The sequence below is a fragment of the Thioclava sp. F42-5 genome, assembly GCF_002213195.1.
GTDB lineage: Bacteria > Pseudomonadota > Alphaproteobacteria > Rhodobacterales > Rhodobacteraceae > Thioclava > Thioclava nitratireducens.
Genome location: NZ_NBNZ01000002.1, coordinates 748,087 through 774,021 on the forward strand (window position 1 = coordinate 748,087; position 25,935 = coordinate 774,021).

Sequence of the window (25,935 nt, forward strand, 5' to 3'; positions counted from 1 at the left end):
GGACGGGGCCGAGGACAAGCATGGCGATCAATGCGGAACCGGGCGACTGGGCGCTGCCGGAGGGCGCAAAGGGCGCGGGCCGCAGCTCTCGTCTGATCGCGGCGCTTTTCGCTGGTCTCTCCGATCCGCTTGGTGCCTTGGTGCGGGCGCGGGCGCAGCTTTTCCTGTGGATGCCGGTGGCGCTCGGGGGCGGGGTCGGTGCGTATTTCACGCTCAAGGTGGAGCCGGGCTGGCTTATCTACCTGACCGCGCTCGCGATCTGCGCGATCTCTCTGACGCTTTGGCTGCGTGGCGCGGTATGGTTTCGGCTGCCGGCGGCACTCATTGCCCTCGCGGCTCTGGGCCTGTTGCTGGCGGGACTACGCGCCCATCTCGTCGCCGCACCGGTGCTGCAATACCGCTATTACGGCCCCGTCGCCGGGCGGATCGTTAAGATCGACCGCGCGCGCTCGGACCTGATCCGGCTGACGTTGGATCAGGTGCGGATCGACCGGGTCGCCCCCGGAAATACGCCCGCGCGGGTCCGGGTCACGCTGCATGGCGATCAGAGCGAGTTCACCCCGGAACCCGGCGCGCAGGTCATGCTCACGGCGAATCTCTCGCCCCCGCCGCCGCCAGCCGCGCCCCGGGATTACGATTTCCGCCGCACCGCCTGGTTCGATCGCCTCGGCGCGATCGGCTATACCCGCGCGCCGGTGATGCGGGTCGCGCCGCCCTATCCCGGTGATTGGGCGATGGCGGCGCATCGCGCGCGGATGCGGCTCTCTACGGCGATTCAGGCGCGGATCGCGGGCCAGCCCGGCGCGGTCGCGGCGGCGCTGATGACCGGCGACCGCTCGGGTCTGAGCGAGGCCACGCGCGAGGCTATGCGCCGCTCCGGCCTCGCGCATCTGATCGCGATCTCGGGGCTGCATATGGGAATCCTCGCGGGTTTCGTCTTTGGACTCGTGCGCTACGGGCTGGCGCTGGCAGGCCGACCCGCGCTGATCTGGCCCACGAAGAAATTGGCCGCCATTGCGGCGCTGATCGCGGCCAGCGCCTATCTGTGGCTCGCGGGGCCTGCGGTCTCGACCCAGCGGGCCTGGATCATGGTGTCGATCATGCTCCTCGCCGTTCTTTTCGACCGTCGTGCGCTGAGCCTGCGCACCGTCGCGCTCGCCGCCACGCTCTTGCTGATCTGGCAACCAGAGAGCCTGACCGCGCCCGGCTTCCAGATGTCCTTCGCGGCGACGACCGCGCTGATCGTGATGCTCGGGCCGTGGACCCGCGCCGCGCGCTACCTGCCGCGGCTTCTGAGGCCCGCGCTGATGCTGGTCGCGACCTCGCTCATCGCTGGAGCGGCTACGGCGCCGATCGTGGCCGCGCAGTTCCACCGGCTGTCGGAATACGGGGTTCTGGCGAACCTGTTCGCGGTGCCCGCAATGGGGCTGGTGATCATGCCGATGGGGGTCCTCGCGGCGCTGCTGGCCCCCTTCGGTCTGAGCGGCCCCGCGCTTTGGGCGGTGGGGCAGGGGACGGCGTGGATCTTGCGCGTCGCGCGATGGGTCAGCGACCTCGATGGCTCCGTTCTCGCCATCGTTCAACCGGGGCCTTATGTGCTGCCGCTGATCGCGCTTGGCGCTTTAGGGCTGATCCTGACCCGCGGCGCGGGACGGACAGCGAGCATCGGCCTGATTGCGACGGCTTGCGTGTTTTGGCTGCGCGCCGACGACGAGCGACCTGCACTTCTGATCGCACCCGAGGGCCGGCAGGTCGGGGTGATGACGCCGCTAGGCCGGGCTCTGTCGAAACCCGGCGCGGGGTTCATCTCGGGCCGCTGGCTTGCGGCGGATGGCGACGCGGCGACGCTGGAGGTGGCGGCCGCGCGGCCTGCATTCTCCGGGCCGCGCGGCGCGCGGATTGCGCAGTTTCGCGGGGCGCAGCTTGCGCATTTCACGGGAAAAGCCGTGCAATACGCCTTGCCTGCGGTCTGCGCCAAAGGCGGAATTGTCGTAACCTCCGCCAAATTCGACAGCGCCACAGGCCCTTGCGATCTGTGGGACGCGCAGCGCCAGCGCGGAACCGGCGCGGTCGCGATCAGTGCAGCCGGGGAAATCACGACGACCGCGCAAGTCAAAGGTCGCCGTCTCTGGACGCGCCCCTGACCTTCGCTCTTCGCAAATATGCCCGCCGGAGGCTCCGCCCTCTGCCACCGGCGCAGCAAATGAAAAAGAGCGCCCCGCAGGACGCCCTCTTCCAGAAACTCAATGGATGTCAGTAGCTGCGGATCAGCCCGACGAGCCGACCCTGCACCTTCACCTGATCGTCGCGCAGCAGCCGCGTCTCATAGGCCGGGTTGGCGGCCTCCAGCGCGATCATTCCGCTGCGACGGTAGAAACGCTTCAGCGTGGCCTCATGGCCTTCGACCAAGGCGACCACGATATCGCCGTTATCCGCCGTGCCCTGTTCGCGGATCACCACGACGTCGCCATCGTTGATCCCGGCCTCGATCATCGAGTCGCCTTTGACCTCGAGCGCGTAATGCTCCCCGCGTCCGCTCAGCATCGAGCCCGGAACGGCGACGTGATGCGAAACTTCCGAAATCGCCTCTATCGGGACACCGGCGGCGATCCGGCCCATCACCGGCAGTTCCAGCGCGTGGATCACGTCAACCGGCATCGCGCCGCGCGGCGGATCGGCCTTGTCCCCCTCGATCACTTTGGGCGCGAAGCTTCCTGTATCCTCGGTCGCGGGCGCGCCGAATTTCTTCTCGAGCGCCTCGGGCAGTTTCACGATCTCGATCGCGCGGGCCCGGTGAGCGAGACGGCGGATGAAGCCGCGTTCTTCCAATGCGGTGATCAGCCGGTGGATACCGGACTTGGAGCGCAGGTCCAGCGCGTCCTTCATCTCGTCGAAAGAGGGCGGAACACCGTCCTTCATCATCCGTTTCTGAATGAATTCCAGCAATTCCAGTTGCTTGCGCGTCAGCATCCGCGACCCTCCGTTCCCCGGTCAAGGCACATGTTCAAGGATTGTTCTACCCTTGTTCACGGGGGCTGTCAACGGCCGAGGCGGGCGCGGCTCAGTCGAGCGGCAGGATCTCGACCGTCTCGCCCGCCTTGCGCGGCCCGTCGCCGATGGGGCGGATCAGCAGGCAATCGGCCTGCGACAGGAGGCTCAGCATCGCGGAGTCCTGGTTGTCGAAGGGCGTGACGCGGGGCAGGGGATCGCCGGGCACGAGCGTGGCGCGCATGTAATGCGTGCGCGGACCGGTGGGGCCGGTATCGGTCGCGAGGATTGCCTGTTTCACGCGCGTTTCGGGCGGCAGGCCCGAAAGCTTGCGCAGCATCGGGCGCAGGAACAGTTCGGCACAGACCGTTGCCGAGACCGGGTTGCCCGGAAGGCCCAGCATCGCGGCCTCGCCCATCCGGCCCGCCATCAAGGGCTTGCCCGGGCGCATCGCGATCTTCCAGAAGCTGCGTTCGAGTCCCAGTTCCTCGGCCACGTCGCCCACAAGATCATGCGCGCCGAGCGAGGCGCCACCGGAGGTCACCACCATATCGGCGCCCTTCGCGAGGTCGAACACGGTGCGCAGACTGTCGCGGTCGTCGCGAGCGATCGGCAGCATGCGCGCTTCTGCGCCCATGCGCTCGGCCAATGCCGCGACGATGAAGCTGTTGGAGCAGATGATCTGGTCCGGCCCCGGCTCTTCGCCCGGCATCACCAACTCGTCGCCAGTCGCGATGATCGCGACGATGGGGCGGCGGCGCACGGTGAGGGCGGGCACGTTCATCGCCGCCAGCAGCCCGAGGTCGCGCGCGGTCAGCGGGCGGTCGGGGCAGAAGCTCTCGCCTTGCGTGAAATCCTGACCCTTCGGCCGGATATTGGTATTGCTATCAAGCTCTTGCGGCAGCGTGATCGTGTCGCCTTCGCGCGTCACGTTCTCCTGCAGCACGACCACGCCATTCGGCCCCGGCACTGGCGCGCCGGTGAAAATGCGTACCGCCTGGCCGGGCTTGGGCTGACCCTCATAGCCGCGACCCGCGGCGGCTTCGCCCTCGACGGTCAGCGTCGCGCCGGGCAGGTGGTCGGCCGCGTCGAGCCAGTAGCCATCCATCGCCGAGCCCGAGAAGGGCGGCTGGGTCAATTGCGCGGTCGCGGGCTCCGCCATCACACGACCGAGCGCATGACGCAGGCTCACGCGTTCGGTACCCAGCGGTTCGACCAGCGTCAGAACCTTTTCAAGCGCTTCTTCGACGGGCAACAGGCTCATGTTGCGCTCCCTTCAGCCTCGTATTTGCCGGATTTCCCGCCGTCTTTCAGCACGACGCGGATACCCTCGATCTGCATGGATTTCTCGACCGCCTTGAGCATGTCATAGACCGTCAGCGCAGCCGCCGACACGGCGGTCAGCGCCTCCATCTCGACGCCGGTCTGCCCCGAGGTTTTCACGGTGGCGCGAATGCGTACACCGGGCAGCGCCTCGTCGGGTTCCAGATCGAGCGTGACCTTGGTGATCGGCAGCGGGTGACATAGCGGGATCAGATCGGAGGTCTTCTTCGCGGCCATGATGCCCGCGATCCGCGCGATGCTCAGAACGTCGCCCTTCTTCGCGGTGCCCTTCAGGACATAATCCAGCGTCTCGGGCAGCATTACCACGCGCCCCTCGGCCACGGCGATGCGGTCGGTCACGTCCTTGTCGGAGACGTCGACCATATGGGCCTGACCGTCCTTGTCGAAATGCGACAGGCTCATGCGACCTCCAGAAGCGTCCGGGTGGCGCCCGCGACATCGTCCTGCCGCATCAGGCTTTCGCCGATCAGGAAGCGGCGCGCGCCGACCTCGGCCATCGCGGCCATGTCGTCGCGGGTGAAGATGCCGCTTTCGCAGACCAGATCGCGGCCCTCGGCGAGGATGCTCGGTGCAAGTTCGCGGGTCACGTCGAGCGTAACCTCGAAGGTCTTCAGGTTGCGGTTGTTCACGCCCAGAAGCGGCGACTTCAGGTGTTTGAGCGCGCGCTCGGTCTCTTCCATGTCATGCACTTCGACCAGCACATCCATACCCCAAGCAAAGGCTGCGTCTTCCAGCTCAGCCGCCAGATCATCCTCGACCGAAGCCATGATGATCAGGATGCAATCGGCGCCCCAGGCGCGGGCCTCCGCGACCTGATAGGTGTCGTAGAGGAAATCCTTGCGCAGCGCGGGCAGCGAGCAGGCCGCGCGCGCCGCCGACAGGAATTCCGGCGCGCCCTGAAAAGACGGCGTGTCGGTCAGCACCGACAGGCAGGCCGCGCCGCCTGCCTCATAGGCTTTGGCCAGCGCGGGCGGGTCGAAATCGGGGCGGATCAGTCCTTTCGAGGGCGAGGCCTTCTTGATCTCGGCGATCAGCCCGTAGCCCGTTTCCGCCTTCGCGGTCAGGGCGTTGGCAAAACCGCGCGTGGGCGCCTGCGCCTTGGCCTGAGCTTCAACCTCGCTCAGCGGGCGGGCGGCTTTGGCCGCTTTGATCTCTTTAAGCTTGTAGGCCTTGATCTTGTCGAGGATCGTGCTCATCCGGCGACCTCCTGCGTGATGCGGGCCAGCGTTTCCAGAGCGGTCTTGGCCTTTCCGCTGTCGATGCTCTCGGCCGCCATTTCCGCCCCGGATTTCAGGTCCGAGACCTTGTCGGCCACGACGAGCGCGGCGGCGGCGTTGAAGATCACCGCGTCGCGATAGGCCGAGGGCTCCCCCTCGAGCAGTGCGCGCAGGGCGGCGGCGTTCTCGGCTGCGGTGCCGCCGATCAGATCGCGGAAGCGATGGACGGGCAACCCTGCATCCTCGGGGTGGATCTGGATCGACTCGATCCGGCCGTTTTCCAGCGCGGCGACTTCGGTCGTGCCGCAGATGGTGATCTCGTCGGTGCCGTCCGAGCCATGGACAAGCCATGCCTTCTCGGAGCCGAGCATCTGCAACGTCTCGGCCATCGGGAAGATCAGGTCGGGCGCGAAGGCCCCGGTCAGCTGTCGCTTCACGCCTGCGGGGTTGGTCAGCGGGCCGAGGATGTTGAAGATCGTCTTGCAGCCCAACTCCTGACGCACCGACCCGACATGACGCATCGCGGGGTGGTGGATCTGCGCCATCATGAAGCCGATATTCGCCTCGGCCAGACCGCGCTCTGTCGCCTCCGGCCCCGCCATCACGTCAATGCCGAGCTCGGACTGCACATCCGCCGTGCCCGATTTCGACGAGGCCGCGCGGTTGCCATGCTTTGCGACCGGAACGCCCGCGCCCGCCACGACGAAGGCCGCAGCCGTCGAGATGTTGAGCGTGTGCATCCCGTCGCCGCCGGTCCCGACGATGTCGATTGCGCCTTCGGGGGCTTTGACCGGCACGCATTTCGCGCGCATCGCGGCGGCGGCAGCGGCATATTCCGACACGGATTCCCCGCGCGCCCTCAGCGCCATCAACAAGCCGCCGACCTGCGCGGGAGAAGCTTCGCCGTTGAACAGGATTTCGAAGGCCATCTCTGCCTGCGCGCGGCTCAGCGGCCCTTCGGACGCCGAGTAGATCAGCGGCTTCATTGCTTCGCTCATGGCCTGGCTCATGCGGGCACCTTCAGGCTGACGCCTGCCTCTGTCAGGAAATTCTTCAGCATCGCGTGGCCATGCTCGGAGGCGATGGATTCCGGGTGGAACTGCACGCCCTCGATCGGCAACTCGCGATGGCGCAGCCCCATGATCGTGCCGTCATCCAGCTCGGCGGTGATCTCGAGGCAGTCGGGCAGGCTCTCGCGCTCCACGATCAGCGAGTGGTAGCGCGTGGCTTTCAGCGGAGAGGGCAGGCCCTTGAAGCAGCCTTTGCCCTCGTGGCGGATCTCGCCCATCTTGCCATGCACGATCTCGGAGGCGCGCACGACTTTCCCGCCGAAGGCCTGACCGATGGTCTGATGCCCCAGACAGACGCCGAACAGCGGCAGCTTGGCCTCGGCCGCGGCCATCACCAGCGGCAGGCAGATGCCGGCTTGATCGGGATCGCAAGGCCCGGGCGAGAGTACGATCGCCTCGGCACCCATGCCCATCGCGTCCTGAACGTTCAGCGCGTCGTTACGCCAGACCTTCACATCGGCGCCCAGCTCGCCAAAATAGTGCACCAAATTGTAGGTGAAGCTGTCATAATTATCGATGAGCAGCAGCATGGCCGGGCCCTTTCGTTTGTTGGCCCCCGGCGTCCCCGATGCGGTCAGGCGCGGATGCGCCTATCAAGGGGGGTGAACCGGGGATCGGGTCGGGCTATAGATGCTATCAGCGAAGGGCCGGGGTCAAGGGCAGTCCCCGGGAAAAGCCGCGTATCAAGAGCGGTGAAGATGGAGGCAGGCAATGATGCGATCTGTGATGAAGGGCGGGCTGGCCGGTCTGCTGGTCGCGGTTTTCGGCACGGCGGTGATGTCGTTGATCTTCCCGGCCCCGAAAGAGCCCGGCGCGGAGATCAAGCTCGCCGGAAGCCCGACGCCCGAAGAACCCGCGAATGTGGACTTGCCCGCGGGCTCCGATTTCTCGCGTCCGGCGACCGATCGAACGCCCGCGATGCCGACCCCGGACGGGGCGCCGCTCTCGGCGCCGACCCGGGCGCCCCGCGTGTCAGAGCCGCAGCCAAGCCTCGCGCCGCCCAGTGCCGACGAAATCCAAAGCGCCGCGCGCCCCGAGATGTCGACCGACATGGCCGAGCCGCGTCCCGAAGCGCAAGGCGAGACGGTCGCGCTCGCCGCGCCGGTCGCGCAGGAGGCGGGCAGGCAACCGGACAGCGCCCCGCCTTCCGCTCTGCAAGGTGCGCCTGCGCCCGACACCGCACCCGAGGTTGCGCCGGTGATCGAGCCCGCGCCTGCGCGCGAGACATCGCCGGAAGCCCCGAATTTCGCGTCGGCGATGAGCGCGCCGACAGTGGACACACCTGCGACGACGCCCGCCGCCCGCGAGGCGCAGCCGGATATGACTGCAGAAAATGCGCCCGCAGCCGAGATGCCCGCCTTGCCGGAGGTGAGCTTGCAGCCGCCGAAAGCGCCCGAGAAAGCAACGGCGCCCACCGATCAGGGGAATACGGCTGTCGTCGCGACCGATATGCCCGCACTGCCCGGGGCCAAACTGACGCCCCCCAAACCGGAGCCCCAAACGGCTCCGTCCTTGGCGGACATGCCCGCACCTGATCGGTTGCCGTCCGAAGGGGAGGGGATCGACACCGCGCAGGCGGATAAACCCGAGATTTCGACCGACCCATCGGCAAGCCCGGACCTGCCCGCTGGGCGCGCCCTCCCGCAAGGCGGGGATGCGGTGCCGACCAAGCCGCGCATCTTCTCGTTGCAGGATGTGCCCTCGATGCCGGGCAAGCCCGCGAGCGGGTTCAAATCAGCGCCCGGCGTCGTGGTGGATCGCTTGCCGCAGGTGACGCCTTCGGCGCCGCCCTCCCTCGGGGACGGACCTGACGGCGGCGGCGCGCAGGATGCGCCGGGGACCGCGCAGGTCGATGCGGCTGACCTGAGCCCGATCGAGAAATTCGCAGCCCCCGCGCCAGCCGGCGACAAGCCGGAGATTTCGCTGGTTCTGATCGATCCGGGCGTGGCGAGGGGCGGGCTCGATCCGGCGACGATCACGGCGAGCGATCTGCCGATGACCATCGCGATCGATCCAACCCGGGACGGCGCTGCCGAAGATGCCAAAGCCTTCCGGGCGGCGGGGTTCGAGGTCGCGATCCTTGCGTCCGGTCTGCCCGCCAATGCCGCCCCCGAGGATGTCGAGGTGGCGCTCGAGGCGTGGCGTCACGTGATCCCCGAGGCCGTCGCCGTCGTGGAGCCGCCGGAGCCGCAGTTCCAGAACAACCGTCCGCTCGCGCGTCAGATGGTCTCGGCGCTCGGGCGCAGCGGGCTGGGCGTGGTCACGCAGAAGAAGGGGTTCGACAGCGCCAACCAGATCGCGATCTCCGCCGATCTCCCGCGCGCGCAGGTCTGGCGCGTGATCGATGACGGGCGCGAGAAGGCTGCCGTGATCTCGCGGATGCTGGCGCGCGCCGATTTCGAAGCAGAGCGCAATGGCTCGGTAGTGGTAATGCTGTCCGCTTGGCCGGAGTCGTTCCAGGGGATCGAGGATTGGTATGTTGACGCGCAGGACAAGGTGACGCTCACCCCGGTCTCGGCGCTCGCACTTGATACCGTGACGCAAGCTGCGCCCGCCCCGGAGACCGAGCCGAAAATGGAAAACGCGGGCCAGTAAGCCCGCGTTTCTCTCTTTTCGCCTGTGGTGACGGTGCTCAGCCGTTGCCGCGTGTCGCCACGAACAGCCCCGCATCCTCGGCGGCCTTGCGCAGCGCTTTGGACTTATTGACCGTCTCCTGCCATTCCGCCTCGGGGTCGCTGTCATAGACCACGCCGCCGCCCGCCTGAATGTAGAGCGTCTTGTCCTTCACCACCGCCGTGCGCAGCGCGATGCACATGTCCATCTCGCCATTGGCCGCGAAATAGCCCACGCCACCGCCATAAATGCCGCGCTTCTCAGGCTCCAGCTCGTCGATGATTTCCATTGCGCGAACCTTGGGCGCGCCCGAGACAGTGCCCGCGGGCAGACCGGCCAGCAGCGCCGAGAGCGCGTCCTGATCGTCGCTGAGCTCGCCCACCACGTTCGAGACGATATGCATGACGTGGCTGTATCGCTCGATGATGAACTTCTCGGTCGGGTGCACGGAGCCGATCTTCGAGACGCGGCCGACATCGTTGCGACCGAGATCGAGCAGCATCAGGTGCTCGGCCAGCTCCTTCTTGTCGGCCAGTAGATCCTCTTCCAGCGCCTTGTCCTCGGCAGGGGTAGCCCCGCGCGGGCGGGTGCCCGCGATCGGGCGGATCGTCACCTCGCCCTCGCGGACCCGCACGAGGATTTCAGGCGACGCGCCCACGATCTGGAAGCCTCCGAAGTTCAGGAAGAACATGAAGGGGGAGGGGTTGGTGCGTCGCAAGCTGCGGTAAAGCGCGAAGGGCGGCAGCGGGAAATGCGCCGACCAGCGCTGCGCCGGAACCACCTGGAAGATGTCTCCCGCGCGGATGTAATCCTTCGCGGTCTCCACGGCGGACATGTAGCCCTCCTTGGTGAAGTTCGAGCGCATCTCGCCGACCTGCAGGCTCTCGCCCAGATCCCGGCTCTCGACCGGCGTGCGGTCGAGATCGCGCAGCGCATCCGAGACGCGCTCGGCGGCCTGCGCATACGCGGCGCGCGCCGACAGACCGGCCGACTGGAAGGCCGGCGCGCAGATGATCACGTCGCCCTTCACCCCGTCGAGTACGGCCACGACCGACGGGCGCAGCAGCATCGCGTCGGGTACGCCCAACGGATCGGGGTTCACGTTCGGCAGCTTCTCCACCAGCCGGATCGTGTCATAGCCGAGATAGCCGAACAGACCCGCCGCCGCGGCAGGCAGATCGTCGGGCATGTCGATGCGACTCTCCGCGATCAGCGCCCGCAGGCTATCGAACGGGTGGCCCGGAAGATCTTCCCATGCCTCGTCGAAGCGCGCCGAGCGATTGATCCGCGCCTGTTCGCCCCGGCACTCCCAGATCACGTCAGGCTTCATGCCGACGATCGAGTAGCGTCCGCGCACCTCGCCACCGGTCACCGATTCCAGCATGAAGGAATTCGGCTGCGCCTCGGCGAGCTTGAGCATCAGCGAGACGGGCGTGTCCAGATCGGCCGCGAGCCGGGCGTAGACCAACTGGTTTTCACCCTTGGCCCAGCGTTCCTCGAACGCCTCGAAAGAGGGGGAGAGAGCGACCACGACGGGCCTCCTTACTGCATCTGCGACTGCACCGCGGTCACGGTCTGGCTGTCGAGATCGAGCCCGGCCTCCGACTCCACGGCGGTCGCGTAGAAATTGAGCAGGTCATTGGCCAGCGAGTTCGACAGCTGTTTGCCGATCTGACCCGAGATCAGCTTGCTGTCAGCATCTTCCATATCCGCCGGGATGACCTTGTCGGTGACGAAGACATAGACCTTGCCGCTGGCGGTGATCTGCGCCGGCTTGCCCGGTTCGGTCTTGAAGACCTTCGAGACCACGGGCGGCGGCAGTTCGTCGGAATAGCCGCCGCGCCCGATGCTCGCCACCTTGGTGGTCAGCACGCCGGTCTCGCCCAGCGACTTGCCGCCCTCGACCGCAGAGACGATCTCCTTGGCGCGGGCCTCTTCCGCCTGCACGACCTGATCGGCGCGCCACGCATCGGCCACGTCGCTCTTGACCTCGTCGAAGGGCTTGGGCTGGGGCGGCACGATCTTGTTCAGGCGCAACGCGAAGACGCCGCCATCCGACAGGGTCTGCAGCTCGGGATAGGCGTCGGTCGTCGCCTCGTTCGCCGCCTTGCGGAATTCGTCATAGCCCGCGATGCCGTCGGTGCTGTCGGCGGTGAAACCGATCTGGCCAAGCTCCATGTCGGTTTCCTTGGCCATCTCCTCCAGAGTCGCGCCTCCGGCCAGACGGTCCTGCAGGTTTTCACTCATCTTGCCGATCTCGTTGCGCGCCTTCTCGGCCTCGGCATCGCCCGCCAGTTCGTCGCGCGCGTCGGCGAACGAGGTCTCCTGAGCATCGATGATGCCGTTCACCTTGAACAGCGCCGGGCCCAGATCGGTCTCGACGGGGCCGACCACGGTGTTGTTTTCGGCCGAGAAGACCGCGTCGGCGGCCTTGCCCAGATCGTCGCGAGTCACGTCGCCCAGATCGGCATCGTCCAGCGTCAGGCCGCGATCCTTCGCAAGATCGGCAAAGGTCGCGCCGCCGTCCAGCTTGGCTTTAGCGGCTTTCGCGGCATCCATGTCGGAATAGACGAGACGCTCCACGAGGCGCTTTTCGGGCTGCTTGAACTCGTCGATCCGACGCTCGTATTCGGCCTTCAGCGTGGCGTCGTCGATCTTCACCTTGTCGGCCAGCATCTCAGGCGTCAGCCAGGCATAGGTGATGTCACGCGTCTCGGGCGCGGTGAACTGATCGATATGGTCGTTGTAATAGGTTTTGAGCTGCTCGTCCGTCGGATCCGGGATCGCCTTGGTCAGATCGCTCTCCGTCACTTCCGCCCAAGTGAAGCCGCGCTTCTCGCCTACATATTGCGTATAGGCATCCACGACGGGCTTGGGGGCATCCACGCCGCCCGCGACCGCGCCCTGAATGATCGAGCGGGCGAGATCGTCGCGCAGCTGCGTTTCGAATTGCTGCTCGGAATAGCCTTGCTGGCGCAGCGCGAACTTGTAGGTCTCGCGGTCGAACTTGCCCGAGGCGTTCTGGAAGGCCGGGATGTCGTAGATCTTCTGTTGCAGCTGCTTGTCGCCGACCGAGACGCCAAGACGCCGCGCGCCCTCACCGATCGCGGCCTGACCGATCAGCTTGCCCAGCACCCGCTGGTCCGCGCCCGACGCCTTCATCTGCGCCATCGTCACCGCCTGGCCAAGCTGCTGCGAGCGCTGCTGCATTTCCTGACGCAGAGCGCGAGCGTAATCGTCCACGGTGATCTTGGTCTCGCCGACCGCGCCGACCGACTTGGCCGAACCGGAGAAGCTGCGTAGCCCGAAACCGCCGAGACCAAGGATCAGCATGGCCAGCAAGATCCAGACGACGACACTCTTGCCGTGGCTGCGCATCTTCATCGGGGGTCCTCCTCGGGAATTGTCTTTTGGCGCTGTTTAGGGCTTTGATTACTGGCCTGCAAGGCTAGCTGCGCGCGAGGCTCGCCAGCCGGTCGCGCAGCGCCGCGATCCCGTCACTGTCGACATTGGCGAAGGCGATCCGCATCTGCTGCGCGGCTCCGTTTGCGCCCTGTGGCATGAACATCGTGCCGGGCAGCATCAGCACGCCCGCCTCGCGCACCAGAGCCTGCGCGAAATCAGGAGAGGGGCGCGGATCGGGATGGGTGACATAGGCGAAATAGGCGCCGCAGCCCAGCATCTTCCAGCCTTCCAGATCGGCGAAGGCCGCCTCCATCGCGGTGCGGCGGCGCAGGATTTCCTCGCGCTCGCCCGCGACCCATTGCGACAGGTGGACCATCCCCCACAGCGCTGCCATCTGACCAAGCTGCGAGGGGCAGATGGCCACCGTGTCGAGGAATTTCTCGACCTCTGCAAGGCGCGCCTCGCCTGCGACGATGGCGCCGACGCGATGCCCAGTCAGGCGATAGGCTTTCGAGAAGGAATAGAGATGGATGAAATAGTCCGGCCAGTCGGGATCGGAGAACAGGTCATGCGGAGCTCCATTGCGCGAGTCGAAGTCGCGATAGGTCTCGTCCACGATCAGCGCGAGCTTGTGACGCTTGGCCAGATCGGCGAAGGCGCGCAGCAGCTCGGCCGGATATTCCGCCCCGCCCGGGTTGTTGGGCGAGACGAGCACGATCGCCCGGGTCTTGCCGGTGATCTTCGCGGCGGCCTCCTCGGGATCGGGCAGTAGCCCCGCGCCGGGGGCGAGCGGCACCGTGTGCACGCCCGCCATGTCGAGCCACATCTTGTGATTGAAATACCAAGGCGTCGGCAGGATCACCTCGTCGCCCGGGCCTGCGAGCGTGGCCAGCGTCGCGCAGAACGCCTGATTGCAGCCTTGGGTGATCGCGACCTGACGCGCCGCGACCTCGCCGCCATAGGCCAGCGACCATTGATGCGCGAGTTCCGCGCGCAGATCGGGAAGGCCCAGAACGGGGCCGTAGAGATGCGCCTGCGGATCGTTCAGCGCGGCCTCGGCGATGGCTTGGCGCAGCGCCTCGGGCGGCGGATCGACGGGGGCTGCCTGCGAGACATTGATCAGCGGGCGATCGGCGGTGAACTCGACCCCGTCGAGCCAGCGCCGCGCCTCCATGACCGGGGGCGGGAAGGTGGCGGCGAGGGCGGGGTTGAGCGGATGGGGCATGAAGGTCCTCTTGGCTGATCGGCGCGAGATCAGCAGAGCGCCGCCCGCTTGGCAAGAGGCGGGAGCCTCCGGTGGGGATATTTGGATCGAGAAGAAGAGGGCTGCGCTTCCTCTTGTCGGGAATATCTCGGGGGTGAGGCGCAAACGGAGGCAGAGAAGGGCGCAGCGCGCCCTAGCTGCGTCCCTCATGGTGGTTGCGCCATGCGAAGCTGTGCCGCACATACCACTCGCGTAGGGTCAGCGCGATGACCACGAGATCCAGCACCGTCAGCGCCAGCATGCCTGCGCCATGGTTCAGACTGTAGAGATACATCTGGTAGGCCACGAAGCCGGTCATCATCACGATCGCCATCGGGTAGGCCCAGATCAGTCCGCGGATCAGCAGGATCACCACGACCAGCTTCAGCAAGCCGTGGCTGGTGAAATAGAAACCGTAGAAATCCTGAGTCTGGATCGAGAAGTGGTGGGCCGCGTTGAGGAACGCATTGGCGATGCGGTCATTGGGATCCTCGCGCAGCTCTCGCGCGGTCAGCCAATGCGCGGCGTCGAAGACCGCATTCTTCGGCAGCCCGAGAAGCGCGAGGCCGGACAGCGTTTCCGCAATCTCGAAGATCGCCTTGATGATCAGGCTGACCTCGAAAAGCCAGTGCAGGAACCGCCCGAGAGGGGTTCCGGGTGCGCCGAACCGCACTGATCAGTCCGTGCCGCGATAGGGTTGCACATATTGCAGCGCCATGTCCCAGGGGAAGAAGATCCAAGTGTCCTGGCTGACTTCGGTGATGAAGGTGTCGACCAGCGGTGCGCCCATCGGCTTGGCGTAGACGGTCGCGAATTGCGCCTTCGGGAAGAGGTCGCGCACCAGCTTCAGCGTGTTGCCGGTATCGACGAGGTCGTCGACGATCAGCACGCCTTCGCCGCCGTTTTCCATCAGGCTCTCCTGCGTGGGCTTGATGACCTGCGCTTCGCGTTGTTCCTGATGGTTGTAGCTTTTGACCGAGATCGTATCGACCGTGCGGATGTCCAGTTCGCGCGCGACGATCGCCGCCGGAACGAGGCCGCCACGGGTGATGCCTACCACGGCGCGCCAGCTGCCGTCGCCCGGCCCCTTGCCGTCGAGACGCCATGCCAGCGCACGGGCGTCCCGGTGGATTTGGTCCCAGCTGACGTGGAAGCCTTTTTCATGCGGCAGACGATCGGACATCGGGGTCTCCTCAGCTCAGAGCGAGTTTCAGACCGAGCAGCGCCAGCAGGCCGCCGAAGCAGCGCTCGATCACGGTTTTCAGGTTCAGATAGGCCGCGCGCGTCTTCTCGAGCGAGAAGATCCGCGCGACGATGACGTTCCATCCCGCATCGTTGAACATCACGATGCCGAGGATCGCGACATAGGCCCAGGCGGGCGCCGAGGGCGGGATGAAGGTCAGGAAGACGGTGCCGAAGAATACGGCGGGTTTCGGGTTGGCGAGCTGGGTCGAGATGCCGAGCCAGATCAGACGCGGAGCCGAGCGGGTGCGGGGCAGGTCGGGAATCTCATCTTCCATCGGATCGTCCGCGTGGCGCCACATCTTGTATGCGAGCCACAGCAGATAGGCCGCGCCGGCGATTTTCAGCGTGGTCAGCAGGGCAGGGGCGATCTTGAAGACGAGGGCGAGACCGAACAGCGCCGCCGCCGCCCAGATAACCGCGCCCAAGCCGATCCCGAGTGCGAGCCAGATGCCGCGCTGGAACCCGTCGCGCAGACCCGTGCGCGCGGCCAGCAGCACAGCTGGCCCCGGCGACATCGCCGCGGCCAGATGCACGAAATAGATCGCGGTGAGGGCCGCGAGGGTCATCTCATTCCTTCCGCTTGGTGACCACGTCGATATCGGGCGCGTCGACCGCTTTCATGCCCACGACGTGATAGCCCGCGTCGACATGCAACGTCTCGCCGGTGGTGCCGGAGCCGAGATCGGAGAGCAGGTAGAGCGCGGCCTTGCCGACCTCTTCCTGTGTCACGTTGCGGCGCAGCGGCGAGTTCAGCTCGTTCCACTTCATGATGTAGCGGAAATCGCCGATGCCCGAAGCCGCGAGCGTCTTGATCGGACCGGCGGAGATCGCGTTGCAGCGGATTCCGTCCTTGCCGAGGTCCTCTGCGATATACATCACGCTGGCTTCGAGCGCCGCTTTGGCCACGCCCATCACGTTGTAATGCGGCATGACCTGCTCGGCACCGTAATAGGTCAGCGTGAGCAGCGAGCCGCCCTCGTTCATCATCGCAGCAGCTTCCTTGCATACTGCGGTGAAGGAATAGACCGAGATGTCCATCGTGGTTTTGAAGTTGTCGCGCGAGGTGTCGACATAGCGCCCGCGCAGCTCCGACTTGTCGGAGAAACCGATCGCGTGGACGACGAAATCGATGCTGTCCCAATGCGTGCGCAGCGTCTCGAAAAGGCTCTTGATCGAGTCACCGTTGGCGACGTCGCATTCGACGAGGATCTCGGAGCCGAGCTGTTCGGCCAGCGGTCCCACGCGCTTCTTGAGCGCCTCGCCCTGGAACGAGAAGGCGAGTTCCGCTCCCGCATCCGCGAGGGCCTTGGCGATGCCCCAGGCGATGGATTTGTCATTCGCAAGGCCCATGATCAGCCCGCGTTTGCCCGCCATCAGGTTGTTCGACATGTCAGGTTGTCCCCCGCTTCGCTCTGGTAAGTCCGAATGCTTTAGGCGAAAGGTGAAGACGCATCAAGGCTACTGACCTCCGGTCAAGCATGATCGTGTGGATCGTGTTGCCGATCGGAGCGTTGGGCACGGTGTGCCATGCGACGGGCCAGACTGGAGGCGAGTATGAGTGACAGAAGCGGAATTTTCGCGGGCGACGATCCATTCGCGATCGCGCAGGCTTGGCTGAGCGAAGCCGAAGAGACCGAGATCAACGATCCCAATGCGATAGCGCTGGCGACGGTCGATCCGGACGGGCTGCCCAATGCGCGCATGGTTCTCCTCAAGGAAATAGAGGGGCGCGACATGCCCTCGGGCGGGGCGTTCGTCTTCTACACCAACTACGGATCGGTGAAGGCGCAGGAGATCGAGAGCGCCGGAAAAGCTGCTTTCGTGATGCATTGGAAGTCATTGCGCCGCCAGATTCGGGTTCGCGGTATGGTTGAACGCGAGGAAGGGCCGCAGGCCGATGTCTATTACAAGTCACGCTCCTTGAAATCGCGTCTCGGGGCCTGGGCCTCGCGACAAAGTGAGCCGCTGAGCTCGCGCAGCGCGCTGATGGCGGAGGTCGCGAAGGTGACCGCGGGTCATGGCACAAATCCGGAACGACCGCCTTTCTGGGGAGGGTTCAGAATCAAGCCCTTGGAGTTGGAATTTTGGGCGGACGGCGCATTTCGCCTTCACGATCGTTTCCGTTGGAGCCGGCAAACCCTTGCCGATGCGTGGGAAGTGACCCGCCTAAACCCCTGAAACTCGCGCTTCGTGAATTGCATAGGGTCTTGAAACTTTGAGAATTCTCTTGAAGTGTCGCGTGAATACCGCATCTCCTGAGTGAGGTGCGGGCGGAAATGCGAACAGGAAAGCCCGAAGTATGCAAACGGGATGGAAGATGCTGGGGGAGTCGGAGGCCGAGCCTCGCGAAGTTACCGGCACCGTTAAATGGTTTGACCCAGTCAAAGGGTTCGGCTTCATCGTCGATGGCGAAGGGGGGCCGGATATCCTTCTACACGCGAATGTGCTTCGCAATTTCGGCCAGGGCTCGATTGCTGACCGCGCACGGATTCGTGTCCAGATGCAGCTGACCCCGCGCGGCGCGCAGGCGGTCGAGGTCTTGGAGATTTTACCCCCGGAAGGCGAGCCCGTCGCGCCGATCGAAGATTTGGGTGACAACAGTTTCGACGATATCGCGGCCCTGCCGCTGGAACCGGCGCGGGTGAAGTGGTTTGAAAAGGCCAAGGGATTCGGCTTTGCCAACATCTTCGAAAACGAAGAGGATATTTTCATTCACATGGAAGTTCTGCGTCGGTCGGGCTTCGCCGATCTCAGCCCCGGCGAAGCGGTGTGCCTTCGGGTGATCGAAGGCAAGAGGGGGCGGATGGCGGCACAGGTGCTCGCATGGGATGCTGGTTTGAAATCCGGGCGCTGAGCGCCGCCCTTCTTCTGAGTTGGGCGCCGGGCATTGCCGCGGCGGACGGAGCGCAATGCCGCGACGATCTCGCGATTCTGCGCACGGATGGCCAGTTGGTGAATTTCACCATCGAGATTGCCGATGACAGTGCAGAGCGTGCGCAGGGCTTGATGGGTCGGCGCGAGATGGACACGGGGGCAGGGATGCTCTTCATCTATGACCGCCCGCGCGAGGTCGCCTTCTGGATGCACGACACGCCGCTGCCGCTCGATATGGTTTTCATCGATCCGGCAGGGCGCGTGGTGAAGGTCGCGGCGAACACCACTCCCAATGACGACACGCCGATTCCCTCCGGCGCGCCGGTACGCTACGTGCTCGAGATCAATGCCGGGATGGCCGCGCGCTACGGGATCGCGCCGGGTGCGGAGCTTGCGCATCCCAGCGTCGATCCGGCACAAGCCGCATTTCCCTGCGAATGACCCTTTCCTTGTACCGAACCTCTTTGTAAGGAGAGGGCGTCGGGGCGTAGCGCAGCCTGGTAGCGCGTCTGTTTTGGGTACAGAAGGTCGTGAGTTCGAATCTCGCCGCCCCGACCATCCCTCCAAATTGCCGATTCCGGCTCTGACTACATCTAGTGGCAGGTCTTGATTGTGGCACTAGCGACACGATCCGCGAATTTGCCCATTTTTTGCGCAAAGCCGGCGCGGCTATCCACAAGATATTGCGTGCTGTGGATTGAAATTCCCAGATGAGCCGCAAACGCGCGGGAATCCTCAATTAAATTTGGCCCTTATTGGTGCCGCAGCGCGGCGTCCTAGCGTTAACCAAATGTGGAGGAATCGTGCAGTCCGCTTCCCTTGGGGCCGGTCAACTGAAAAATGGACTAACTCAAGGTGAAAGTTTCGTTGACGGCTCGGTGCGCCTACGGCAGGTTGTGTGGTGTCGGAGGCCAACCCACCAGATGTAGTGGAGCCTAGGGCCAAGGGACAGATTTCGGACATTGCACCCCCGAATCCGGGGCGCGCAGCCCTCGCGGTGTCGACTGCGAGGTCCGGGCTTTCTGTTCTCTGCGGCTCCCGCCGACACCGGATTTGACTGACTGCAAACGGGGACAGGGCAATGAAGATCGAACGCAAGTTCACCACCGACGAAACCGGCGCCTACGGCGCGCTGGAGTTCACGACGACCGCATCCGAGATTCGCAATCCCGACGGCAAGGTGGTGTTCCGCAACGAGTCGGTCGAAGTGCCCAGCGGTTGGAGCCAGGTCGCCTCGGACGTTCTGGCGCAGAAATACTTCCGCAAGGCCGGCGTCCCGGCGGCGCTGAAGAAGGTCAAGGAAAAGGGCGTGCCGGAATTCCTATGGCGCTCGGTTCCCGATGAAGAGGCGCTGGCCCAACTCCCCGAAGAGGCGCGCTTCACGGGCGAAAGCTCGGCCAAGCAAGTGTTCGACCGTCTCGCCGGTGCCTGGTGCTATTGGGGCTGGAAGGGCGGCTACTTCACCACGGAAGCTGATGCGCAGGCTTACTATGACGAGATGCGCTTCATGCTGGCCGAACAGATGGCCGCGCCGAACTCGCCGCAATGGTTCAACACCGGCCTGCACTGGGCCTACGGCATCGACGGCCCCGGTCAGGGCCACTTCTATGTCGATCACAAGACCGGCAAATTGACCTCCTCGACCTCGGCCTACGAGCATCCCCAGCCCCATGCCTGCTTCATCCAGTCGGTCTCGGACGATCTGGTGAAAGAGGGCGGGATCATGGACCTCTGGGTCCGCGAGGCGCGCCTGTTCAAATACGGCTCGGGCACGGGCACCAACTTCTCGAGCCTGCGCGCCGAAGGCGAGAGCCTCTCGGGCGGTGGCAAATCCTCCGGCCTGATGGGCTTCCTCAAGATCGGCGACCGCGCGGCGGGCGCGATCAAGTCGGGCGGCACCACGCGCCGCGCCGCGAAGATGGTGATCTGCGACATGGATCACCCGGATATCGAGGAATTCGTCAACTGGAAGGTCATCGAAGAGCAGAAAGTGGCCTCGCTGGTCGCGGGCTCCAAGCTGCATGAGCGTGAGCTGAACGGCATCTTCACCGCGATCCGCGAATTCGACGGCTCCGACGAGACCTCGGTCGATCCGACTCAGAACGAGGCGCTGAAAGCCGCGATCAAATCCGCCAAGCGCGTGATGATCCCGGAAACCTACATCAACCGCGTGCTGCAATATGCGCGGCAGGGCTACAGCTCGATCGAATTCCCGACCTACGATACCGATTGGGACTCGGAAGCCTACGTTTCGGTCTCGGGTCAGAACTCGAACAACTCGGTCCGCGTCACCAACGCTTTCCTGAAAGCGGTTAAGGACGATGCCGATTGGGAACTGATCCGCCGCACCGACGGCAAGGTCGCCAAGACCGTGAAAGCCCGCGATCTGTGGGAGCAGGTCGGCCACGCCGCCTGGGCCTGCGCCGATCCGGGCATCCAGTTCCACGACACCGTCAACGAATGGCACACCTGCCCCGAGGACGGCCCGATCCGCGGCTCGAACCCGTGCTCGGAATACATGTTCCTCGACGACACGGCCTGTAACCTTGCCTCGATGAACCTGCTGACCTTCTACAAGGACGGCAAGTTCGACGCGGAAAGCTACATGCACGCCACCCGCCTGTGGACCGTGACGCTGGAAATTTCGGTGCTGATGGCGCAGTTCCCCTCGAAGGAAATCGCGCAGCGCAGCTACGACTTCCGCACGCTGGGCCTCGGCTATGCCAATATCGGCGGCCTGCTGATGAACATGGGTCTGGGCTACGACTCGAAAGAGGGCCGGGCGCTGTGTGGCGCGCTGACCGCCGTGATGACCGGTGTCTCCTACGCCACTTCGGCCGAGATGGCGGGCGAGTTGGGCGCGTTCCCGGGCTACGAGAAGAACTCGAAGCATATGCTCCGCGTCATCCGCAACCACCGCAACGCCGCTTACGGCAAGAGCGATGGCTACGAGAGCCTCGAGATCAAGCCGGTCGCGCTCGATCACAAGGGCTGCCCCGATCCGGAACTGATCGCGCTGGCCAAGCAATCCTGGGACGAGGCGCTGGCCCTGGGCGAGCAGCACGGCTACCGCAACGCGCAGGTGTCGGTGATCGCGCCGACCGGGACGATCGGTCTGGTAATGGATTGCGACACCACCGGGATCGAGCCGGACTTCGCGCTGGTGAAATTCAAGAAGCTTGCAGGCGGCGGCTACTTCAAGATCATCAACCGCTCGGTGCCGGGCGCGCTCGAAACGCTGGGCTATAGCTCGGCGCAGATCGAAGAGATCATCGCCTATGCCGTGGGCCACGCCAGCCTTGGCAACTGCCCCGACATCAACACCACCGCGCTGATCGGCCACGGCTTCGGCCCGCGCGAGATCGAGAAGGTCGAGGCCGCGCTGCCGACCGCCTTCGATATCCGCTTCGTCTTCAACCAGTGGACGCTGGGCGAGGAGTTCTGCACCCAGACGCTGGGCATCCCGGCCGAGAAGCTGAACGACCCGACCTTCGACATGCTGCGTCACCTCGGCTTCACCAAGAAGCAGATCGACGCCGCGAACGACCATGTCTGCGGGACGATGACGCTGGAAGGCGCGCCGCACCTGAAGGACGAGCACCTGAGCGTGTTCGACTGCGCCAATCCCTGCGGCAAGAAGGGCAAGCGCTACCTCAGCGTCGAGAGCCACATCCACATGATGGCTGCCGCGCAGAGCTTCATCTCGGGCGCGATCTCGAAGACGATCAACATGGCGAACCACGCCTCGATCGAAGACGTGAAAGCGGCTTACGAGCTCAGCTGGTCGCTCGGGATCAAGGCCAACGCGCTCTACCGTGACGGGTCGAAACTGTCGCAGCCGCTGGCTGCCGCGCTGGTCGAGGATGACGAGGAGGCCGAGGAAATCCTCGCCACCGGCTCGACCCAGGAAAAGGCCGCCGTGCTCGCCGAGAAGATCGTCGAGAAGGTGCTGGTCAAGGAGATCGTCCGCAGCCACCGCGAGAAGCTTCCGGAGCGTCGCAAGGGCTACACCCAGAAGGCGGTCGTGGGCGGTCACAAGGTCTATCTGCGCACCGGCGAATACCACGACGGCACGCTGGGCGAGATCTTCATCGACATGCACAAGGAAGGCGCTGGCTTCCGGGCGATGATGAACAACTTCGCGATCGCCGTGTCGGTGGGCCTGCAATACGGCGTGCCGCTGGAGGAGTTCGTGGACGCCTTCACCTTCACCAAGTTCGAACCGGCCGGGATGGTGCAGGGCAACGACTCGATCAAGAACGCGACCTCGATCCTCGACTACGTGTTCCGCGAACTGGCCGTGTCCTATCTCGACCGCACCGACCTTGCGCATATCAAGCCGCAGGGCACCAGCTTCGACGATCTGGGCGGTGGCGAGAACGAGGGCAAGCGCGCCGACGGCAATGTCGAGCCGATGTCCGAGAACGCTTCGAAGTCGCTCGAAGTGCTGCGCCAGATTTCCTCGACCGGCTATCTGCGCAAGCGCCTGCCGCAAGAACTGATGGCTCTGCAGGGCGGCGTGGAAGTGGTGACCTCGCAGATGCCCGCGCAAAGCGCGCAGGCCCGTGCCTCCAGCTCCACCGCGGTCTCCTCGGGCTCGGTCCAGATGGATGCCCGCGCCAAGGCGAAGATGCAGGGCTACGAGGGCGAAGCTTGCGGAGATTGCGGCAACTACACGCTGGTGCGCAACGGCACCTGCATGAAGTGCAACACCTGCGGGGCGACCAGCGGTTGCTCTTGAGGGACAGGGGTCTCGGTCTGGCGGCCGGGGCCCCGACGACGACGGCACGGTCCGGTCTGTCCGGGCCGAGGGAAGACGGGCGCGGCCCGAGGGACAGAAACGACCGCCAAAGGCGGCAAGGAGCGGAAATTGGACTTGATCGTCGGCAATAAGCGGGTGACCCCCAAAACGACGCGCCGCATCCCCGGTGGCATCGAGGCCGAGCTGGTGGGCGAGGGGCTGACCTCGCTGATCGACGCGACTTTCACGGGCACCGAGATCGCCTGCCTCGGCGGCGACCTCGATCACCACGCGCTCGACGTGACCGATATCCGGATGGGCGGCGGTGCGACCACCGTCACCCTGATGACCGCGCGCGAGATGGCGCTGCACTGAGCGCCGCCGTGCGCAACAACGAGATCCGGGGCGGGTGCGCTCGTCCCAGACGCCGAGAAGGCCCAGGCGAGACTAAAAACAGCTCGGGCGGTAAACTAATGAGCCTGATCGGCGAAACTGGCCCTCTCCGCCCCCCGGAGAGGGCCTCTTTCCGTTCGGGGTGAAACTGGAAGGTGCGGCCGCGCTCTGGCCATTTTCGCCATCCCGCGTCACGATGTCCGGTGTGGCCCGAGGCGGCCAAGGAATGAAACCCGCAACCGGAAGGACCGCAGATGACCGCATCCGGACCGACAGTCTCCTTCATCCAGATGAAAGACGGCACCCGCGAAGATTACGAACTGCTCGAAGAGCTGGAGAAGCCTTTCCTTGCAGGAACGGCGGATCGGTTGTTGCGCGAACTCGCCGCGCAGGCGGAGGAGACGCTGTCGGGCTACCAGATCACGCGGCTCGAACACGGGCTGCAGGCGGCGACCCGGGCGCGGCGGGACGGGGCGGATCTTGACTGGATCGTGGCGGCACTGCTGCACGACATCGGCGACCGGCTCGCGCCCCAGAACCACGACCGGATGGCGGCGGAAATTCTGCGGCCCTATGTCCGCGAGGAGGTCTCGTGGGTGGTCGAACATCACGGCATTTTCCAGATCGCCTATTACGGCCATCACTACGGTTGGGACCCGGAGGAGCGCCAGAAATTCAAGGACCACCCCTGTTATCGCAGCTGCGAGCAATTCTGCGAGCGCTGGGATCAGTCGAGTTTCGATCCGGCCTATCCGATGGACCCGCTGGAGAGCTTCGTCGGGGACGTCCGCGAGGTGTTTTCCCGCAAGGCCTATGCGCCAGAGGTCCTGCGCGCTGGCGAGGTTCACGGCTTGCCCGATCCAGCCTGAGCGGGCCGGAGCCGCACAGACCGCTTCCCGCTTTTTCTCGCAGGAGAAAGATTTTTCTGGCGATAACAGGCGCGCGAGACTAAGGGCATGACCCATGAGCGATACCTTGCCCCCGTGCCCCGAATGCAACTCGTCCTTCACCTACGAGATGGACGCCCTGCTGATCTGTCCCGAATGCGGCCATGAATGGTCGGCCTCGGGTGACGCGGATGCGCCCGCGGAGGTGCGCGACGCGGTGGGCAACGTGCTGAACGACGGCGACACGGTGACCGTGATCAAGGACCTCAAGGTGAAGGGCTCCTCCTCGGTGGTGAAGGTCGGCACCAAGGTGCGCGGCATCCGTCTCGTCGACGGCGATCACGATATCGACTGCAAGGTGCCCGGCATCGGCCAGATGGGGCTGAAGTCCCAATTCGTGAAAAAAGTTTCCGAGTAAGCCTCCTCATTGTCGCGTCGCGACCCAGGTGCCGCTGCACCCGTCGACGTTTTGATAATCCCCCACGAGGTGCCCTTTGACGAGGTGCCCCTTGAGTGAGCCGACAGAGCGCGTTCGGAAGTAGAAATTCCCGACGATCCGGTCGGCTCCGACGACTTGCCCGGTTACCCTGTAGGAAGCTCCGTAGGTGTTGGTGGCCTGGCCCGAAACCCGGCCGTCCCGGATGAATATCCCGCCGTAGCCCGGCGTGCAGGGCCGATCCATCACACGCATGCTCTGAGGGGTGTACCTACCGACCCAGTGCCCGTCGAGCGGGCTTGGCCGTCCGTCGGGTGGCTCTGGAACGCAGGCTGCGAGCGCGCTCAGGGTCACGCCCGCCAGGGCCGCGGTGGCGGCCCTGCGTGTGAGTGTCGTCCTCTTGTTCATTGGATTGTCCTCCCGGGTTCGCGCCCGCGCTCACTCGATCCCGACGATCATCGTGAAGGGGGCAGGGGCGTCGCCGATATTGTACACCGTGATCCGGTTTTCGCCGTTGAGCCAGAGCTGTCCGCGATAGTCGCGCCTACCGCCGCGGCTCTCGTAGAGAAGCTGGCCGTCCGGGGTGAAGATGTTGAAATGCACCGCAGGCGAGCCTGTCTGGAGCTGTGCCGTCAGGAACTGCTCGGCCCGCGCGCCGAGCCGGTAGTTGACCGCAGCGCCGGGGTCGAGGGTTGATCTCAGCACCGCGCCGCTCGTGCCGGGGGCGAACTGGACCTGCTGATCGCGGGTCTCGGGTTCGGCCACGCGCGGTGGCGGGGCAGAGCCTTCTCGCAGGTAGCGTCCTGCGACCCAGCCGGTCAGAGAGCCTTCGGTGGCCGCGACCTGGCACCAGCGCTGACCCTCGGCCATTCGGCAGCCCATGTTGCGCAGGATCGCCCCCTCGGGGAACCGGCCGAGGATCGTAGCCCCGGTCGAGGGCCTCGCGCGCAGGTTCAGCGGATCGTTGATATCGCCGGTCTGGACCTGCCAGAAATCCGGCCCGCCCTGCAGCCCGTCGGCATAATCGCCCTGCACGATCGCGCCGGTCTCGCCGGTGATCCCGATCCGGATGTCGAAATTCGCGATCTCGTCGCGCCGCGCCGCCGAGCGCATCATGTAGACCGAGATCTTGTATGTCCCCGAACTCGGCAGCGTGCCGGTGTAGTGGTTCAGCTCGGGCGTGAACTGGCTGTTCATGATCGCCTGATCGCCGGGCCCGCTCCCAGGGCCGTAGAGGTTGAAATACGTGGCGGTGTGTTTCGTGGACAGCTTGATATCGATCGTCTGACCGGCCTCGGCGCCGATCGTGTAGATCACGCTGTCATAGCCCTTGATGCGATCGCTCAGAACCGCGTTATCCGCTCCGGCTGAGAAATACACCGGAACCTCGCGCATCTCCTCCGCGAGGGCAGGCGTTGCGAGTGAGAGCGCCGCGACGAAGACATAACCCAGAAACCGGTTCATACCGATCCTCCCTCT

The 25,935-nt window shown here is 65.2% G+C and carries 23 protein-coding genes and 1 tRNA gene; 10 read left to right on the forward strand and 14 right to left on the reverse strand.

Annotation, left to right across the window (positions count from 1 at the left end):
- Positions 1-20 precede the first annotated feature (20 nt).
- Complete coding sequence (locus tag B6V74_RS08935) at positions 21-2,144, forward strand: ComEC/Rec2 family competence protein (protein WP_088722558.1); 2,124 nt, start codon at positions 21-23, stop codon at positions 2,142-2,144.
- A gap of 109 nt (positions 2,145-2,253) precedes the next feature.
- Here B6V74_RS08935 and lexA read toward each other — a convergent pair whose 3' ends face one another.
- The 6 genes from lexA to B6V74_RS08965 all read right to left on the reverse strand — a co-directional run bounded on the left by lexA (position 2,254) and on the right by B6V74_RS08965 (position 7,149).
- Positions 2,254-2,970 carry a transcriptional repressor LexA gene (gene lexA, locus B6V74_RS08940; protein WP_075775659.1) on the reverse strand — a complete coding sequence of 239 codons (717 nt, stop codon included), beginning with the start codon at positions 2,968-2,970 and terminating at the stop codon, positions 2,254-2,256.
- A 91-nt stretch (positions 2,971-3,061) separates the two neighbouring features.
- Entirely contained in the window at positions 3,062-4,246 is a 1,185-nt protein-coding gene (gene glp / locus B6V74_RS08945; RefSeq protein ID WP_088722646.1) for a gephyrin-like molybdotransferase Glp, read from the reverse strand.
- A gap of 2 nt (positions 4,247-4,248) precedes the next feature.
- Positions 4,249-4,734, reverse strand: a complete 486-nt coding sequence (moaC, locus tag B6V74_RS08950; protein ID WP_088722559.1) for a cyclic pyranopterin monophosphate synthase MoaC — start codon at positions 4,732-4,734, stop codon at positions 4,249-4,251.
- The gene (trpC, locus tag B6V74_RS08955) at positions 4,731-5,528 is read right to left on the reverse strand and encodes an indole-3-glycerol phosphate synthase TrpC (protein ID WP_088722560.1); all 798 of its coding nucleotides are present in this window, start codon (positions 5,526-5,528) and stop codon (positions 4,731-4,733) included. Before trpC ends, moaC begins: the two co-directional genes overlap by 4 nt.
- The gene (gene trpD, locus B6V74_RS08960; RefSeq protein ID WP_075775656.1) at positions 5,525-6,547 is read right to left on the reverse strand and encodes an anthranilate phosphoribosyltransferase; all 1,023 of its coding nucleotides are present in this window, start codon (positions 6,545-6,547) and stop codon (positions 5,525-5,527) included. Before trpD ends, trpC begins: the two co-directional genes overlap by 4 nt.
- A gap of 8 nt (positions 6,548-6,555) precedes the next feature.
- Positions 6,556-7,149 (reverse strand): aminodeoxychorismate/anthranilate synthase component II, encoded by a 594-nt coding sequence (locus B6V74_RS08965; protein WP_075775655.1) that lies wholly within the window; start codon positions 7,147-7,149, stop codon positions 6,556-6,558.
- A 181-nt stretch (positions 7,150-7,330) separates the two neighbouring features.
- Here B6V74_RS08965 and B6V74_RS08970 point away from each other — a divergent pair, with 181 nt between their 5' ends.
- Positions 7,331-9,214: a divergent polysaccharide deacetylase family protein gene (locus B6V74_RS08970; protein ID WP_088722561.1), complete on the forward strand. Its 1,884-nt coding sequence runs from the start codon at positions 7,331-7,333 to the stop codon at positions 9,212-9,214.
- 37 nt (positions 9,215-9,251) lie between these two features.
- Here B6V74_RS08970 and trpE read toward each other — a convergent pair whose 3' ends face one another.
- The 7 genes from trpE to fabI all read right to left on the reverse strand — a co-directional run bounded on the left by trpE (position 9,252) and on the right by fabI (position 16,514).
- Positions 9,252-10,763, reverse strand: coding sequence for an anthranilate synthase component I (trpE, locus tag B6V74_RS08975; RefSeq protein ID WP_075775653.1), 1,512 nt, complete (start codon positions 10,761-10,763; stop codon positions 9,252-9,254).
- Positions 10,764-10,774: 11 nt separating this feature from the next.
- Positions 10,775-12,616 (reverse strand): SurA N-terminal domain-containing protein, encoded by a 1,842-nt coding sequence (locus tag B6V74_RS08980; protein ID WP_088722562.1) that lies wholly within the window; start codon positions 12,614-12,616, stop codon positions 10,775-10,777.
- Positions 12,617-12,680: 64 nt separating this feature from the next.
- Positions 12,681-13,862, reverse strand: a complete 1,182-nt coding sequence (locus B6V74_RS08985) for an aminotransferase (protein WP_075775652.1) — start codon at positions 13,860-13,862, stop codon at positions 12,681-12,683.
- 172 nt (positions 13,863-14,034) lie between these two features.
- Positions 14,035-14,553: a DUF2127 domain-containing protein gene (locus B6V74_RS08990; protein WP_075775651.1), complete on the reverse strand. Its 519-nt coding sequence runs from the start codon at positions 14,551-14,553 to the stop codon at positions 14,035-14,037.
- Positions 14,554-14,556: 3 nt separating this feature from the next.
- The gene (gene gpt / locus B6V74_RS08995) at positions 14,557-15,063 is read right to left on the reverse strand and encodes a xanthine phosphoribosyltransferase (RefSeq protein ID WP_075775650.1); all 507 of its coding nucleotides are present in this window, start codon (positions 15,061-15,063) and stop codon (positions 14,557-14,559) included.
- Positions 15,064-15,073: 10 nt separating this feature from the next.
- Entirely contained in the window at positions 15,074-15,691 is a 618-nt protein-coding gene (locus B6V74_RS09000) for a LysE family translocator (RefSeq protein WP_088722563.1), read from the reverse strand.
- Position 15,692: 1 nt separating this feature from the next.
- Positions 15,693-16,514, reverse strand: a complete 822-nt coding sequence (gene fabI / locus B6V74_RS09005; protein WP_075775648.1) for an enoyl-ACP reductase FabI — start codon at positions 16,512-16,514, stop codon at positions 15,693-15,695.
- Positions 16,515-16,679: 165 nt separating this feature from the next.
- Between fabI and pdxH the strand changes: the two genes are divergently transcribed.
- The 8 genes from pdxH to B6V74_RS09045 all read left to right on the forward strand — a co-directional run bounded on the left by pdxH (position 16,680) and on the right by B6V74_RS09045 (position 24,438).
- On the forward strand, positions 16,680-17,303 hold the full coding sequence (gene pdxH, locus B6V74_RS09010) for a pyridoxamine 5'-phosphate oxidase (RefSeq protein WP_088722564.1): 624 nt from the start codon (positions 16,680-16,682) through the stop codon (positions 17,301-17,303).
- Positions 17,304-17,424: 121 nt separating this feature from the next.
- The gene (locus tag B6V74_RS09015; RefSeq protein ID WP_240496975.1) at positions 17,425-17,979 is read left to right on the forward strand and encodes a cold shock domain-containing protein; all 555 of its coding nucleotides are present in this window, start codon (positions 17,425-17,427) and stop codon (positions 17,977-17,979) included.
- Positions 17,949-18,440, forward strand: coding sequence for a DUF192 domain-containing protein (locus B6V74_RS09020; RefSeq protein WP_088722565.1), 492 nt, complete (start codon positions 17,949-17,951; stop codon positions 18,438-18,440). The genes B6V74_RS09015 and B6V74_RS09020 overlap by 31 nt, the downstream gene beginning before the upstream one ends.
- Before the next feature lie 40 nt (positions 18,441-18,480).
- Positions 18,481-18,557 (forward strand) — tRNA-Pro (locus B6V74_RS09025).
- Between the two features lie 523 nt (positions 18,558-19,080).
- Positions 19,081-22,740, forward strand: a complete 3,660-nt coding sequence (locus B6V74_RS09030; RefSeq protein WP_088722566.1) for a vitamin B12-dependent ribonucleotide reductase — start codon at positions 19,081-19,083, stop codon at positions 22,738-22,740.
- 129 nt (positions 22,741-22,869) lie between these two features.
- The gene (locus tag B6V74_RS09035; RefSeq protein WP_075775644.1) at positions 22,870-23,115 is read left to right on the forward strand and encodes a hypothetical protein; all 246 of its coding nucleotides are present in this window, start codon (positions 22,870-22,872) and stop codon (positions 23,113-23,115) included.
- Between the two features lie 272 nt (positions 23,116-23,387).
- On the forward strand, positions 23,388-24,002 hold the full coding sequence (locus B6V74_RS09040) for an HD domain-containing protein (RefSeq protein WP_240497079.1): 615 nt from the start codon (positions 23,388-23,390) through the stop codon (positions 24,000-24,002).
- 94 nt (positions 24,003-24,096) lie between these two features.
- Entirely contained in the window at positions 24,097-24,438 is a 342-nt protein-coding gene (locus B6V74_RS09045) for a zinc ribbon domain-containing protein YjdM (RefSeq protein ID WP_075775641.1), read from the forward strand.
- 456 nt (positions 24,439-24,894) lie between these two features.
- Here the strand turns inward: B6V74_RS09045 and B6V74_RS09055 are convergent, their stop codons facing one another.
- Positions 24,895-25,920, reverse strand: coding sequence for an SH3 domain-containing protein (locus tag B6V74_RS09055; RefSeq protein WP_168184200.1), 1,026 nt, complete (start codon positions 25,918-25,920; stop codon positions 24,895-24,897).
- Positions 25,921-25,935 lie beyond the last annotated feature (15 nt).

Bases quoted from the DNA above. Each gene is read 5' to 3' on its own strand.
- moaC (WP_088722559.1), bottom strand. From the start codon at position 4,734: ATGAGCCTGTCGCATTTCGACAAGGACGGTCAGGCCCATATGGTCGAC.
- B6V74_RS09040 (WP_240497079.1), top strand. From the start codon at position 23,388: ATGACCGCATCCGGACCGACAGTCTCCTTCATCCAGATGAAAGACGGC.
- B6V74_RS09045 (WP_075775641.1), top strand. From the start codon at position 24,097: ATGAGCGATACCTTGCCCCCGTGCCCCGAATGCAACTCGTCCTTCACC.
- B6V74_RS08965 (WP_075775655.1), bottom strand. From the start codon at position 7,149: ATGCTGCTGCTCATCGATAATTATGACAGCTTCACCTACAATTTGGTG.
- B6V74_RS09015 (WP_240496975.1), top strand. From the start codon at position 17,425: ATGCAAACGGGATGGAAGATGCTGGGGGAGTCGGAGGCCGAGCCTCGC.
- B6V74_RS08935 (WP_088722558.1), top strand. From the start codon at position 21: ATGGCGATCAATGCGGAACCGGGCGACTGGGCGCTGCCGGAGGGCGCA.
- lexA (WP_075775659.1), bottom strand. From the start codon at position 2,970: ATGCTGACGCGCAAGCAACTGGAATTGCTGGAATTCATTCAGAAACGG.
- B6V74_RS08980 (WP_088722562.1), bottom strand. From the start codon at position 12,616: ATGAAGATGCGCAGCCACGGCAAGAGTGTCGTCGTCTGGATCTTGCTG.
- B6V74_RS09000 (WP_088722563.1), bottom strand. From the start codon at position 15,691: ATGACCCTCGCGGCCCTCACCGCGATCTATTTCGTGCATCTGGCCGCG.
- trpD (WP_075775656.1), bottom strand. From the start codon at position 6,547: ATGAGCGAAGCAATGAAGCCGCTGATCTACTCGGCGTCCGAAGGGCCG.
- B6V74_RS08970 (WP_088722561.1), top strand. From the start codon at position 7,331: ATGATGCGATCTGTGATGAAGGGCGGGCTGGCCGGTCTGCTGGTCGCG.
- pdxH (WP_088722564.1), top strand. From the start codon at position 16,680: ATGAGTGACAGAAGCGGAATTTTCGCGGGCGACGATCCATTCGCGATC.
- B6V74_RS08985 (WP_075775652.1), bottom strand. From the start codon at position 13,862: ATGCCCCATCCGCTCAACCCCGCCCTCGCCGCCACCTTCCCGCCCCCG.
- trpC (WP_088722560.1), bottom strand. From the start codon at position 5,528: ATGAGCACGATCCTCGACAAGATCAAGGCCTACAAGCTTAAAGAGATC.
- B6V74_RS09020 (WP_088722565.1), top strand. From the start codon at position 17,949: ATGGGATGCTGGTTTGAAATCCGGGCGCTGAGCGCCGCCCTTCTTCTG.
- B6V74_RS09055 (WP_168184200.1), bottom strand. From the start codon at position 25,920: ATGAACCGGTTTCTGGGTTATGTCTTCGTCGCGGCGCTCTCACTCGCA.
- gpt (WP_075775650.1), bottom strand. From the start codon at position 15,063: ATGTCCGATCGTCTGCCGCATGAAAAAGGCTTCCACGTCAGCTGGGAC.
- fabI (WP_075775648.1), bottom strand. From the start codon at position 16,514: ATGTCGAACAACCTGATGGCGGGCAAACGCGGGCTGATCATGGGCCTT.
- B6V74_RS09030 (WP_088722566.1), top strand. From the start codon at position 19,081: ATGAAGATCGAACGCAAGTTCACCACCGACGAAACCGGCGCCTACGGC.